General features: G+C 63.4%; 13 protein-coding genes. 9 read left to right on the forward strand and 4 right to left on the reverse strand.

The features are described from left to right. Positions 1-359 precede the first annotated feature (359 nt). The gene (locus ACLMAL_RS38820; protein WP_412003634.1) at positions 360-1313 is read left to right on the forward strand and encodes an NAD(P)-dependent alcohol dehydrogenase; all 954 of its coding nucleotides are present in this window, start codon (positions 360-362) and stop codon (positions 1311-1313) included. Positions 1314-1488: 175 nt separating this feature from the next. Here the strand turns inward: ACLMAL_RS38820 and ACLMAL_RS38825 are convergent, their stop codons facing one another. After that, the gene (locus tag ACLMAL_RS38825) at positions 1489-1992 is read right to left on the reverse strand and encodes a hypothetical protein (RefSeq protein WP_412003635.1); all 504 of its coding nucleotides are present in this window, start codon (positions 1990-1992) and stop codon (positions 1489-1491) included. A gap of 345 nt (positions 1993-2337) precedes the next feature. After that, complete coding sequence (locus ACLMAL_RS38830) at positions 2338-2568, reverse strand: hypothetical protein (protein ID WP_412003636.1); 231 nt, start codon at positions 2566-2568, stop codon at positions 2338-2340. A 402-nt stretch (positions 2569-2970) separates the two neighbouring features. Between ACLMAL_RS38830 and ACLMAL_RS38835 the strand changes: the two genes are divergently transcribed. The 7 genes from ACLMAL_RS38835 (at position 2971) to ACLMAL_RS38865 (ending at position 8690) form a co-directional block, all read left to right on the forward strand. Beyond that, on the forward strand, positions 2971-3186 hold the full coding sequence (locus ACLMAL_RS38835; RefSeq protein WP_412003637.1) for a ferredoxin: 216 nt from the start codon (positions 2971-2973) through the stop codon (positions 3184-3186). Beyond that, entirely contained in the window at positions 3183-4586 is a 1404-nt protein-coding gene (locus ACLMAL_RS38840; protein ID WP_412003638.1) for an NAD(P)/FAD-dependent oxidoreductase, read from the forward strand. Before ACLMAL_RS38835 ends, ACLMAL_RS38840 begins: the two co-directional genes overlap by 4 nt. Before the next feature lie 19 nt (positions 4587-4605). Continuing rightward, positions 4606-5877 (forward strand): cytochrome P450, encoded by a 1272-nt coding sequence (locus ACLMAL_RS38845; RefSeq protein WP_412003639.1) that lies wholly within the window; start codon positions 4606-4608, stop codon positions 5875-5877. A 10-nt stretch (positions 5878-5887) separates the two neighbouring features. After that, on the forward strand, positions 5888-6457 hold the full coding sequence (locus ACLMAL_RS38850; RefSeq protein WP_412003646.1) for an alcohol dehydrogenase catalytic domain-containing protein: 570 nt from the start codon (positions 5888-5890) through the stop codon (positions 6455-6457). Then, positions 6430-6780 carry a zinc-binding dehydrogenase gene (locus tag ACLMAL_RS38855; protein ID WP_412003640.1) on the forward strand — a complete coding sequence of 117 codons (351 nt, stop codon included), beginning with the start codon at positions 6430-6432 and terminating at the stop codon, positions 6778-6780. Before ACLMAL_RS38850 ends, ACLMAL_RS38855 begins: the two co-directional genes overlap by 28 nt. Before the next feature lie 631 nt (positions 6781-7411). Further along, complete coding sequence (locus tag ACLMAL_RS38860; RefSeq protein WP_412003641.1) at positions 7412-7648, forward strand: hypothetical protein; 237 nt, start codon at positions 7412-7414, stop codon at positions 7646-7648. 115 nt (positions 7649-7763) lie between these two features. Further along, entirely contained in the window at positions 7764-8690 is a 927-nt protein-coding gene (locus tag ACLMAL_RS38865) for a hypothetical protein (protein ID WP_412003642.1), read from the forward strand. A gap of 419 nt (positions 8691-9109) precedes the next feature. On the opposite strand, the gene ACLMAL_RS38870 is transcribed toward ACLMAL_RS38865, so the two are convergent. Then, entirely contained in the window at positions 9110-10057 is a 948-nt protein-coding gene (locus ACLMAL_RS38870; RefSeq protein ID WP_412003643.1) for a hypothetical protein, read from the reverse strand. Between the two features lie 1622 nt (positions 10058-11679). Between ACLMAL_RS38870 and ACLMAL_RS38875 the strand changes: the two genes are divergently transcribed. Further along, positions 11680-12597 (forward strand): HNH endonuclease, encoded by a 918-nt coding sequence (locus ACLMAL_RS38875; RefSeq protein WP_412003644.1) that lies wholly within the window; start codon positions 11680-11682, stop codon positions 12595-12597. A 214-nt stretch (positions 12598-12811) separates the two neighbouring features. On the opposite strand, the gene ACLMAL_RS38880 is transcribed toward ACLMAL_RS38875, so the two are convergent. After that, positions 12812-13351 carry a hypothetical protein gene (locus ACLMAL_RS38880; RefSeq protein ID WP_412003645.1) on the reverse strand — a complete coding sequence of 180 codons (540 nt, stop codon included), beginning with the start codon at positions 13349-13351 and terminating at the stop codon, positions 12812-12814. Between the last annotated feature and the right edge of the window lie 498 nt (positions 13352-13849).

The raw sequence follows: 13849 nt of genomic DNA on the forward strand, positions 1-13849 counted from the left end.
CGTCATGGTGGCCGGATATCTCCTCGTTCTCATCGCAGGCACGGCCGCAAACACAAGCTGCTGACGACCAGCACGAGGGCCCCAGCCCATGCCCTGACGTCGGATCAGCCCGTATCCGCTCATCGGCATTTCAGTGTTGGTGGATGTCGAGATAGTCTCGGCCCGTTAATCTTTGGGGTGTTTCGCGTGGCCTGTCGGACCCGCGCGTCACGTGGTAATACAGGACGTTGCTGGTTTGCGGGAGAGGGTTCGGCGAGTCGCGCCGAATGCCGACGCACAGTTCGCCGGTCGCGGGGCGGCCCACCGACTAGAGTTTGTCATGTGTCAGGCTGTCGCTCGATCCTCGGTGCTGGAATCGCATGAGGGCCGTCGTGTACGACCGCTACGGCGGCCCCGAGGTGCTGTCGATCGCGGAGGTCCCAGCGCCTTCCCCAGGGCCGAAACAGGTGCTCGTCCAGGTGCACGCGACGTCGGTCAACCTCTCCGATTGGGAGACACTGCGGGGGACGCCGCTGTATTCGCGCATCGGCGGGCTTCGGGCACCTAGGCGCCCGGTTCTCGGATCCGATATCGCCGGACGGGTCGAAGTCGTCGGCTCCGAGGTCACACTGTTCGCACCGGGTGACGAGGTCTACGGCGACAATCTCATGCTCAAGGGTGGGTTCGCGGAGTATGCCGTGGTTCCTGAATCGGCGCTGGCTCACAAACCGGTGTCGCTGAGCTTCGCCGAGGCGTCGACGCTGCCACAGGCGGGGGCGATCGCACTGCAGGGCACGGCCGGCATCGCAGCCGGTATGTCGGTGTTGATCAACGGAGCGGGCGGCGGGTCCGGAGCGTTTGCGATCCAGTTGGCCAAGAGTGCCGGGGCTCATGTGACCGGGGTGGACAACGCCGCCAAACTGGCGTTCATGCGCACGCTCGGCGCTGACGAGGTCATCGACTATCGCGCTGAGGACTTCACCCGAACCGGACCGTACGACCGGGTGCTCGACCTCGTCGCCCACCGGTCGGTCTTCGCCTATCGCAGGTCGGTGGCGCGTGGCGGCCGGTACCGCTGCGTCGGCGGCACCACGCGCGCGTTGCTGCGGTTGACGACGGTCGGCGTGGTCGCCGGAATGGTGACCGGCCGCGGGCTCGGGGTCCTCGCGGTGAAGGAAGGGCCCGCGCACTTCACACCCCTCGCGGAGTCGTGTGTCGCGGGACGGATCGGTATCCACATCGACCACAGTTTCCCCCTCGACGAGACCGCGAACGCGCTGGCCCACGTCGGTGCGGGACGCGCCCTGGGCAAAGTGGTGGTCGAGATCCGCTGATCGGCACCACCGGATGTTGTGAGCCGCAACCGGTCTGGCCCGCCGGCTACCACGACGTGGCCGCTTCGCTCAGCGCGGTAGGCGGCATGAGCGGACGTCGGATGCTGACCGCCGGAGACTCGCGCGGAGAGGGCCCCACTGTCGAGACCGCCTCCGGCGAGCCACCGCTGCTGCGCTACCTGGATACGGGTTCGTTCCCCGCCTCGGGCCACCGAGGTCGGACCCAGGCCCTCCTGAGCTCCCCCCAGGGCCCCTCATGCACCTGTATTTGCCGGAAGTTGGAGCCGTTACTGCCGGGGGCAGCACACAGGAGTCGTATTGCATTCAGGGCGGTGTCGTCATCGAGCCCTTGCTTGGGTGCCGTCTTCGATTTCATCCCCACCACAAACTCGCCGGGTTGGCACTCGCCCCAAACACCCCAGCTCCCCCAGTTGGTGACTCGCGGGCTGGCCGGGTCCGTCGGCGACGGCGCGGCGTCGGCGGTGCCCGCCAGGTAAAGCGCGAGCTGCTGACCTGTCGCGTCCACGATCTTGATGGCCAGCGGGATCGCTTGCCCTTCGGACACCCGCAGCGTGGGCCACCCGTCCACGTACTCCAACGACAGTGTCGGCTCCTTGACCGGAAACATCGAGATTGGCGCTGGACCGCGAGCGTTGGATGAAGCTATGTTCTCCGTCATAATTCACTCCTCCTGTAGGGGGAAGCAATCAGACACCTTGTTGTGCACGGCATCTGACGCGCCAACCGTTCAAGAGTCGCACAGCGCGGCCGTCCACGGAGCCGATTCCCTCACCGAGCAAGCCAATGCCACCACCCCTTAGGATCAGCGCGGCGTACCCGCCCCACCATGCGCGGAAATCGGCAGTTGCGGACGTTTCGAGAACGCGCGCCACGCGGCAGTTGCGGACGTTCCACCGATGCCAACGGCCCCGGGATGTCGGGCCGTTGGTCTTCGAGGCGCACTGTCTGGCAGCCGCGAACCGCGCGGGACGCGGTGCTACAGGACGTTCGTTCGGGGCTCGGTCTACGTGTTGAAGTTGTCGACCGAAGCGATCGTCTCGTCGACGTAGTCGTCCCTGCCGATATGATCGTGGTCCCAGACCTCGACCTTCCAGTACTGGTTGGCGCTGCGGCTGGTCGGTGTAATCGCTTCGGTCGCGGCGGAGGCAGCGGCTGTGGTGTTGCTTGTGGTGACGATGGCGTAGGCGCGGGCGAGGGCTCCGAGGGCGGTGGCTGCCTGGCCCGGCAATGCCATCGTCGGGATCGATCTGGCTGATCGCAAGCAGATGATGGTGGTGACCGATCACGACTCGAAGGTGCTGGCCCGCAAGACTTTCCGCGATGCCGCGGTTACGAAAAGGCGATCGCCGTCAGGATTTGGAACGCGGCGTGGGCAGCGTGCTCACCAAATAACCCGTTTACCCGTCTTCAGCGGGTCCACAATATTTCGCATTATGAACGACGTAATTTTGGCGCACAACGATCTTTTACGTGCACTTTTCGCGAACCGGGAAATACGGGCGTGGCAGATACGGGCGGAGTAGCGTCAGCGCTGTTCCCGGGAACGGCGGGTCGCCGGGCGCAATTCCCCGGGGCCTGCGACTTTCTGGGACCGCGCGGTTGAACAGCCCTTCAATGTCGCTCAAAAGGAGCCGATATGCGCATTGTGGTTGATCTGAATCGTTGTCTGGGATATGCGCAGTGCGTTCCGCTGGCACCGGTTGTTCTCCAATTGCAGGGTGAGGAGGCGCTCGCCTACGACCCGAATCCCGACGACTCGCAACGCCAGCGGGTGGCGCGGGCCGTGGCGTCCTGCCCGGTGCAGGCGATAATCGCGGAGATGGACCCGCCTGCGGACCGGACCACGAAGTGACCACGGAGTCGCTGGTTTCCGACCTGGTCACCAGCTTCAAGTCCCAGGCCCGCATCGTCATCGTCGGCGCATCCCTTGCCGGGCTGCGCGCGGCGGAAGCACTGCGCGACGAGGGATTCACCGGTTCGCTGACACTGATCGGCGACGAAGTACATGAGCCCTACGACCGTCCGCCGCTGTCCAAGCAGGTACTCAAGGGCTGGGTGCCGGCGGGTAACACCAAGCTGCCGCGGATGCGGGCGATCGACGCCGACTGGCGCCTGGGTGTGACGGCGACCGGCCTGGATCGTGACAACCGGGAGGTGTTGCTGGCCAACGGCGACAAGGTGCCCTACGACAGGTTGCTGATCGCCACGGGCGTGCGGTCCCGGCAGTGGTTCAACGCCGAAGAGGCCAAGCTGAAAGGCCTTTTCACGCTGCGCACCAGCGATGACGCGGCCGAGTTGCAGGCGGCATTGAAGGCCGGTCCGAATCGGGTGCTGATCGTCGGAGCCGGCTTTATCGGCTCCGAGATGGCCTCGGTCTGTCGAGATCTCGGACTGGACGTGACGGTTGCAGAGCGATCCAGTGCACCGCTGGTCGGCGCTCTGGGCGAGGTGATCGGCGACATCGCGGCCAAGATGCAACGCGACGCCGGAGTCGACCTGCGTACCGGTGTGGCGGTGGAGGCCCTCGAAGGCGACGCTGACGGGCACGTCCGGCGCGCCAAGCTCTCCGATGGCACGACGCTCGACGTCGACGTGGTGGTGGCGTCGCTGGGGTCGATCCGCAACATCGAGTGGCTCGAAGGCGCTGAACTCGCCACCGGGTTCTGGGGTGTGGCTTGCGATGCCGGGTGCCGTGCCTTCGACATCAACGGTGTGGTGACCGACAACATCTTCGTCGCTGGTGACATCGCACGCGCGCCACACGTGCTCTACGAATATCAGTTCATGTCCATCGAGCACGTGGACGCCGCGGTATCGGGTGCCCGGACGGCGGCCCACAATATGGTCAACCTCGGGACCGGGCGCCGCCCACACCTACCGCTGCCGCAGTTCTGGTCCGGACAGTTCGGCGTGAACATCAAGGGCGTCGGCGTGTGCTCGTTCGGCGACGAGATCGTGTTCACCCAAGGCTCGGTCGAGGATCTTCGCTTTGCTGCAGCCTTTGGTAAGAACGGCCGCATCGTCGGAGCCATCACCTTCAACCACGGCAAGTGGCTGGGGTACTACGCGGCGATGATCGAGCGCTCGGCGCCGTTCCCGCCCCCGCCACCGGGTTACGACCTGCCCACGGACGCGGAGCCGATGTCGGCCCGCTTCCCGGATCCGCGCGAACCGACCGGGATTCCGGATGTGGTTCTCACCGGTCATGACCCGACCTCGCGGGGCGCCGAATATCGCCCCAAGACCCGTTGAAGCCCAGAACGGAGCCACGATGACCTCAGCAGCGGACGCCTGGACTGAAGCGATGCGGTTCGAAAACCGCCCCGATCCCTACCAGTTCTTCGATCAGCTCCGCGAGACACCGGTGGTGCAGGTGGCCGATAAAACGTTTGTCGTCACCGGATACCAGGAACTGCTGACCCTGGCGCATGACCCCCATGTCAGTTCCGATGTGAGGCGCAGTCCGCTGGGAGGTGTGCTCGCGCACGCCGAGCCCGCTGCCGGGACAGAGGACCTCAGCGCCTACGGCAGCGAGCCCAGCATCATCACCACCGACCCGCCCGTCCATGACCGAGCACGTCGACTGGTGATGCGGCACTTCGCCCCACCGCACTCCCCTGACCTCATTCCCAGCATGGAGCCCGGGATTCAGCAGCTCTGCGACCGATTGCTGGACAAGGTCAAGGTCGGCGGCGGGACTCGGATCGACGTGGTCGACGACTACGCCTACCCGGTGCCGGTTGCGGTGATCTGCAAGATCCTGGGGGTTCCGCTGAAGGATGAACCCTCCTTCCACGCCTGGATTTTCGACTTCATGGCGGGCCTGGATCTGGGCCCGGACGCCACTACCGACGAGGGACAGGTCCGCGGGCAGAAGCGCCTTGACGCCACTGCGGCGCTCAGCTCATACATGACTGGGCTGATCGAGAGCGTCCTGAAAGAACCCGGTGAGGGCCTGCTGTCCAATCTCGTCAACGACGACGGGCCAGACGGCCCCATGTCGCCGAAGGAGGCGGTGGCCAACGCGATGCTGATGCTGGTCGCCGGTCATGACTCCACGGTCAATACCATCGCGCACTGCGTGCTGATGCTGCTGCGCAATCCCGAGTCCCTCGATCTGCTCCGCGAGAAGCCGGAACTGATCCCCAAGGCCATCGAAGAAGTGCTGCGGCTGCAGTCGGCGGTGCAGTTCTTCCCGAGCCGCAGCGTGACCGCCGACATCGAGATCGCAGGGACCGTGATCCCGAAGGGCTCTGCGGTGCATCTGCTCTATGGCGCAGCCAACCGCGACCCGAGGCGTTTCTCCGATCCTGAGAAGTTCGACATCAACCGGCCTGACAATGAGCACGTGGGGTGGGGCCGCGGTGTGCACAGCTGTGTGGGCGGACCGTTGGCACGCCTCGAGGTCAACCTGTCGCTGGAAACCTTCCTGCGCCGCGTCGAGAACCCAAGGTTGGTGGTGGACCCGCCTCCATACCGGCGGAACCAGATCTTCCGCGGCCCGCAACACCTCCTGGTCGAGTTCGACCGGATCAAGGACTGAGGGCAAGGCCATCAAGGCATTCCAGTTCGTCGAATGGCAGCAACCGGGCCAACTCCGGGACGTACCGGTACCCGAGCCCGGACCTGGGAAGGTTCTGGTCAAAGTCGGTGGCGCGGGCGCGTGTCACTCGGACCTGCATCTGCTCGAACTTCCAGCGGGCGCAAGGTCCTTCACGCTGCCCTTCACCCTCGGACACGAGAATGCAGGCTGGGTCGAGAGATTGGGCCCGGGAGCAACGGGTTTCGCGCTGGGCGATCCGGTCGTCGTCTACGGCCCGTGGGGTTGCGGCCTGTGCATGAATTGCCGCAAGGGCATGGAGAACTACTGCCAGACGCCCGGCAAGCCCAGCCCGGGCGGACTCGGCGGCACCGACGCCGGCATGGCCGAGTACCTGCTCGTCCCGTCAACGCGCTACCTGATCCCGCTGGGTGACCTGGACCCGCGGGAGGCCGCGCCGCTCACCGACGCGGGACTGACGAGTTATCACGCGGTGAAACGTTCCGTCCATTTGCTGGGTCCGGGGTCGACGTCGGTGCAGGCGGCCTGGGCCAGATGGCCATCGAGGTACTCAAGGCTCTGACCGCGGCGACAACCGTTTTGGCCGTCGTTACTTCGGCTGAGAAGCTGGATATCGCCAGGAAGCTCGGCGCCGACGAGATACTGGTGTCCGGCGACGACGCCGTCACACGAATCAAGGACATCACGAAGGGCCAGGGCGCCGAGCTGGTCCTCGACCTCGTCGCCGTCAACCCGACACTGGCCATGGCCGCACAGGTTGCACAGGTCCTGGGACACCTCACCATCGTCGGCGTCGGCAACGCCACCTTGCCGGTGAGCTTCACCAGCCCGCCGCACACGCTTACCTCCCGGTGCAGTCGAGAGCCCGGGTCTCCGCCGCCCTAACGCCTCGAACGAGCGCTGGCGACGACACGACCGAAAAGCGCTGCACACTCCAGTATTCCAAGGACGCAAGCACAGTGCTCGGAACACTGACACCGGCCGTGCAATACGGGATGGGTATGCCGATGACAGCGAACTGTGCGACTTGCTTGTGCTGCTACGGCACCTCGAGTTGACCGACCGCGCCCGGCGACGAACTCACCCACACCACCGCAGCCGAGTTGCACCTGCGCAACCCTGTGCCACGACATCGCCCTCACCTCAACAACTCTCGCTCAGAAAGAGATCGACATCCGACGCAGGTACCGGCGATGTGGTGGCCGAGGCGACGCTGCCGGCGAACGTCCTCACTATCGAGTGCGCGGTGATCGAGTCCGCAGGTTCCTTTTTGCCAGACAACCTTTGCTGACGGGCAACCCTGACCAGAATCGGCCGCGAGTTGCCGGAACACCGCCCGGTGCGAGCGGATTCCCGTGTCGGGCAACCGCGACCCACACTATCCCTGACCCGGTGCACTGACCTGGCTCACACCACCACGATCGCAGCCGCCGTTGCGTGTCGGTCACAAATCATCTGTGTCCATTCACCTTTGGGTGCAGCCGTACCCGCCTCTTGTCGCCGAAGGAGATCACTCATGTCCGTCACCACTGCTATCGAGACCCTCACCCGCGAGCAGTACTTGCAACGGCAATACACCGGCGCTGCCGGGCCCACCTCCGCGATCGAGAACTCCGCGGTGCTCGATCGCTGGCGTGCGGAGTTCCCGGACTGGCGCGGCAAGTACTGGGCCTTCACCGCCGATGACCGCGACGTGCTGCGGCTGCGCCCGATCAACGTCGTCGCCGCCCAGCCTGCTGCCCCGGCCGCCTGACCCCGGTTCTGGTGCCGGGACGATCCCCGGTTCTTATTGCCCACTGCCCATTTCGGCGGGGCAGCCCATCCGATCGTGGTGGGCTGCCCCGCCGTCTGTTTTCTGAGGAGTATTGATGTCCGATACCGAAAGTGCCACCGCCACAGCTGTCCTCGACCCCGACACCACCGACGCCACCATCGATCCTGATACCCGAGCCGACGTCGACCACGTCGATGAGGCTGATCTGCCTGCGATCGAGGCGCGGTATATGCGGCCAGAGGAACTGGTGATCGCCGAGAACGTCCGCAAGAGCTTCCGGATCGAGGATCATCCCGACCAGGTCGCCTCGATCAAAGAACGCGGCGTGAAGGATCCGATCAACGCCACCCGCGAGGCCGACGGCTCCGTACACGCCGATGACGGTCAGGTCCGCATCCTCATCGCCCGCCATCTAGGGACCCCGCGGGTTCCGGTGTTCATCACCGACGCGCCGGTCGGACTCAGTGACAACGAACGCCGCATCGAGCGGACTCTCGATCAGATCAATTTCAATCAGCGCCGGATCCCGCTCACCAAGGCCGACTACGCCGGAGGGATCACATTGATGCTCGACCTCGGCGCGAGCGTGACCCGCGTGGCGAAAGGGCTGCAAGCCAAACGGGATGACGTCAAGAATCACGCCAAGATCGGGGCGTCCCCGACCGCGACCGCGCTGCTGGAAACCGATCAGTTGAAGCTGCTCCAGCAGGCCGAGTGCGCGGCACTGGGCATCCCCTGGACCGACGATCGGCTGATCGCGGTCGACGAGGCTGGAGTGCCGATCCGGCCGGAGTATTACTCGGATATGTTCCAACGGCTCAGGCAGCGGGCCGGGCTGCGCCGTATCCCGCTGAAGGGGCTGCGGAACACGAGCGTGTCGCTCATGTTGAAGTTGGGGATCCCGGTGCACATCGTCGCGGCCTGGCATGGCCACGACCCTGCGTTATCGCTGGGCGTCTACAGCGACACAACCCGAGGACTTGCGCGCGGCGGGCGCTGCCCTGTTCGGATGATTTGTTGAAATGCCCGCTCCCGCGTGTTGGCACGTTCTTGGCACGCTCACATGCCTGAGAACGCCTCACGGAGAGCGGAAACCGCCTCTGACCTTGTCGGGATGACAGGATTTGAACCTGCGACCACTTGACCCCCAGGAAGGGCGACGGGCCGTCCACGCACGTCACGCACACGATGCCCTCGGAGGCGACCACCGTCAGACCTACGGCCGTTCATGCCTGCGCATGACGTGTGGTCCCCAGATGGTCCCCAGCGCGACAGACCTGAGCGTCCGAGTTGAGCCCGGACTAGGAACTGGGCGTTTGGTTCGTTGGTGGCCGTTGGTCCCGATGGCTGTGAGCTGGGGGTTTGCAGTCGTAACATTGGTCGGAATCGGCTCTCGGTGGGGCCGCTGCGTATGAGTTGCGTATGACAACGGCGCTGCACTCAGTTCTTGACGATCACAAGGTGGAGCAGGTCGACAACGAATTGGTGCAGCGTGCCGAGTTCTGCCCCAAGTTCTTCGTGTGTCGGGCGGCTGGTGTTGCCGTGGACGAGGTTGCTCCGTATCTTGTACGCCTGCTTGAAGAAGGTCGACGGATCAATGCCGCCGTATTCTCGATCCTTCAACCTGGATGCCAGCTTGCCTCCGGTTTCCGTGATCGACTCCTTTTTGCCGTTCCCGATGTGCTGAATGATTGACTGGCGTTCTTCCTCGCTGAGATCGAGATCGTTGGCCTGACGTTGGAGTGTTTCGAGCGCAGCGCGGATACTGGCTGAGTGCTTCGCTGGTTTGAGAAGTGCTTCAACGGCAGTGACCAGCGAGATGTATTTCGTTTCGGGGTTCGGATCGAACCTTGACGCGTGCAATAGAGTCAGCGCCAATATCTCCCGCGCGGTCATCGTTGAAGTTGCCTCCTCAACTGTCCGGATCGTGTTGAGAAGCTCTGATGATGAACGTCCGACAGCTGTATCAGCCGTGAAGGAGATAAATCCTGACAGAGGGTTGGAGTTCTCGGGGTAGACGAGCAAACCGTGGCGGTCTTTCAGCAAAACCGGTTCCTCCGGCAGGAAGTCTCTCTGGCCAAGCGGGATTCGGGAGGCGCGCGGCTCATCCTCGTCACCCAGACTGATACCGATAAATCGGTCTGAGCATGCAAGCAGCAGTCGTCTACGCCAGCTCGTTCCTGCTTGCAGGGCATCTTCCTGCGTCAGGTAGGGGCCGCCTGTCAGAAGGAGTTTGGTCGCCTTCGAGAACGGCTCACCGTCGGTCGAAGGACTCAAGGTCACCTCGACTCCCGACTCAGAGAACAGCACGATCTTCGCGCTCTCAGCGGCAATATGTTCGCCTGGGGCCAGATTGACTGTGTTACGGAAGCGGAACGTCGTGGTCACGCGCCGTAGCTTTCCACGCGAACCTTGGTAGTGAGACTGGATTGGCCCTGCGCTGGGTTGGGTTGGGTTGGATTGCACCCTCAGGGGCTGGCTCACCGCCTGCCCGATATGGCCTTCTGCTCCGGAGGCAGCCAAGGGCGGTTTGCGGGCGTCTTCGGTTGGTCAACGGGTGATCGTGACGTGGTGATTCGGTATCCGGTTAACCGGGAGTGTATGTGGTACTTGTGACACTCTGGTGACACGCAGCCCGTCAGGTCGCGGAGCACAGCGCAGTCGATTCCGACCAAGCGGCGGCGCGGCCGAAAGTCCAAGCATTGGCACGAGCGGGAACAGAGATGGCTGATTTCAGGAAGTTGGTCCGATTCCGGGATCGTTACGGGCACGAACATCGCCTCAATAGCACTCAATGGCACTACCTCTATGCCATCGCCAGGTATGCACCCTTCGGATGTGGCGAGGGCGGACTGTCCTCAACGGTTACCGTTCAAATGCTTCAGCAGCTCGGACTGGTCGACTGGCGCCGAAACGCGCCCGGCGTCACTCCTCGTTGGGAAGTTTTCGGCTTGACCGATCTTGGACACGCCGTATACGCCGCCAGCATCAGGGACTCGTTCCCGCGCAGTGGGATCGTCGAACTACCCAACGACCGTCGCTGACACGACCAGTTACATGCAGGTATGCCAGCCGCCTTGCGGCAACCGCAGTCGTACACACGTTCGGGGAATGCCTGATTCGTTCGACCCGCCGTCGTATCGCGTCGTCGACCCGCCGAAACGCGTAGCTGTCGTGGTGTGTTCTGACCGCTGTAAACCTCGAACTTCCGGGACTGTGGGCAGTCGAAGGCGCTGCGGATGGTGCTGATGAATGGCGGCCTACTGAAGGCGGCGACGATTCCGCAGCAGCCGAGGAACGTTAGCCCGGTCGTGATATCCAGGCTGGCCGGAGTGCTTGACCCCCAGGTCGGTCTGGTGCTCAAAAACGCAGGTAGACAGTCATTTTAGGCGGTTCCCTAGCTGGCATTGACCAGCGCGTTGTTCTCGATCGTTCATAGCGTGTGGTCCCGTTCTGGTCCCGCTTCGCCACCTCGAAGAACGGCCTCGGCTCCACACTGCCAGGCACGGGCACGCTCGATGGTCAGCGCCGATCGGGCATCGAGCGGCGTGTCGGTCATGCGGTCAATGTGCGCGAATGTCGTCAGAAGTGTCGTCGGACTCGAACGAGAAACCTGCCGGTTCTCTCGGCCGTCTGCCACTGTCCGCCGGTGTTCCTCGAAACCTGGTGCTACCAGCATGTTTCGCGACGAGAGCTACGTTACTGTCTGGCGCCGTATGCCCGAATCACCGGGCGTTTGTAGTCGGAAAGTAGTAGATGGGCCGTAAAGGCGAGTGACCCTAATCCCTTGAGTCGCGTGCGCTCACCGGACCGAACCCGTAGCCAAGTGGCCAACCTGTGTACGCATCGGCGTCGACATGGGGGTGTTTGGCATCGTTCGTAGCGTGTGGCCGCGTTCTGGTCCCGCATCAGTCGGAGGTTGATCATCCGTGGCTGGGATGTCGGACCGGATTCGTACTCTGAGCTAGTGCGGTCCGAGTGGGGTCGCCGGCACCTCAAAGGGGGACAAAGTGAAGGCATGGGCACTGCTGTCGAAGCTGGACGGGCGAAGCTGGGAGAGCAACGACGGCTATCCCGATGAGCTCGGATCGACCTACGTCTACGACAGTGGAGTTGCCAATCACCTTCAAGTGGAGGTCGGGAACATGGTGATTCTTCGCGATTCCACCTCAGTTCATGGTGTTTCGTGCATCGACCGGATCGACTCCGAGCCTGGCATCAAGGTTCGGTATGTGTGTCCGAGGTGCAAGAGGACCGGGCAGGTGCCGCGCACGACCAAGACGCCGAAGTACCTCTGCCGACACAACGGGTGTCGCAACGAGTTCGATGAACCGCTTCGGTTGGAAGTGCCCGTCAAGCGTTACGTCGCGAGCTACGGTGCACAGTGGCAAGCCTTGGACGGTGCGCTGCCATTTCGTGCGATTGAGGCACTGCTGGATGGCGCGCAGCAGAATGCGGTACGACGGTGCGATCCACAGGGATTGCGCAAGGTTCTGGATGAACTCGCGGTGCCGTTCCCTAAAGCTCCGGCGCCCCGCTCAACGCCGCCGAAGGGAGGCCGGCGGCAAGCGTTGGTACAAGTTCGCAACGGGCAAGGCCAGTTTCGTAGGGGGCTTCTGGAACGGTATGGACTGCGGTGCGCAGTCACCGGGCCCTGTCCGGCCGCGGTGTTGCAGGCAGCCCACTTGCGTGGCTTCGCCGAGTACGAGTCACATGATCTGGATAAGGGTCTGCTCCTGCGGACCGATCTCCACCAACTGTTCGATGCCGGACTGATGGCCATCGACCCCGCAACTCGCTCAGTGGTGCTGGCGCCTTCACTCGACGGGTACCCGGACTATCAGAAGCTCCGCGGCCTCGTAATTGACGAGGGGCCGTACCTCCCGGCTCTCGCCGAGCACTACCAATCCGCTACGGATGCCTGGTGATGCAGCAGACCCTGATGCATGGCACGTCCGTTGCACAATGGACGGAGCGACCCTGGATCACCCGCGCGATGTTGATGATGAACACCGTTCCTGGCGTTTGTGCTGGTGGGCTGGTTATGGCTCGGCGGTCCTGACCTGGGGTTTCTGGGTTGCAACGTTGGCTGAAATGGGCACCGATTGGCGGCACTGCGTACTCACTGCGTACCAAACGAGGTCACCGTGAACGACCGGACTCCCACATTGAACCGTCCCAGTCTGAAGGCAGTCCCGGTGGCAGCGCTGGGCGAACTTCATGATCGCCTAGTGATACTTTTTCGACCAAGCCTCGTGTTGCCATGACGTAGAGCACGTGCTGCATCAACCACTCAAGATCGAGCAGCCGGGCAGCCAGTTCGTCACGCCTGACTGTCAGGTCCGGTTCCTCCTTGCTTGCGAAACCGATCACGGTGTTCTTCGTTATAACGAGCGTGTCCGGGTCCGGGGTCTCCACGCGGCTGCCGTGGCCGACGTAATCCCGTATCACCTTCACCTTCACGAACACTTCGCTGAAGGCGCTCCGGTCGCCCGCAGCTTGCAAGTCATCGGCAATCGTCAACAAGAGCTTCGGTCGGTCGCTATCCGAGATGTTGGCAGTAGCACGCTTCTGCTTCAGATACCAGAACAGTCCTGGTGTGCGCTTCTGAAAGTACAGTGCGACCAGCGCGTCTATCGTTTCCTGCAACTTGGCGAACCGCCCCACCAGTTCAAGCGCCAATATTCTGATATCAGTGTCCCCAGAAGTACTCATCGTCCGCCCGGCCTCGCCTAATCGGTTGTTTCGTAAGCGACCAAAGGTAGCTGTGGCCACCAGTCACGAGGATGCCCGGGGCGAGCGAATCCGTTGGCCCTGTTCTGGGTTGGGGTGCACACACAGGGGCTAGCTCACCGGCTGCCCGATGCGGCCTGCCGTTCACGCGCAGAGGCTCACAGGTCAAGGGGTGCGCAGCAATCACGAAGTGACGCCATCGGCGCCCTTGAGGTGGTGAGGAGCGCGGGATCACAATGCAGGCCAACCTAGAACAGGGCCAAGCGACCGAGGGTCGCGATACCACCAACCTCACCGCGGATTCCGTTCAGCAGTTCAGTCCTGTCGGCGGAACGTGAAAACTGATCACCGCGTGGCATCTGAATTTTGACCCCCTGTCCGCAGACCCTGGCTCTAACCGAGCCAGGAGGACGAAGGGATGCTTTCCGTGGAGGATTGGGCTGAGAT

Source organism: Nocardia sp. CWNU-33, from assembly GCF_046764895.1.
Taxonomy (GTDB): Bacteria; Actinomycetota; Actinomycetes; order Mycobacteriales; family Mycobacteriaceae; genus Nocardia.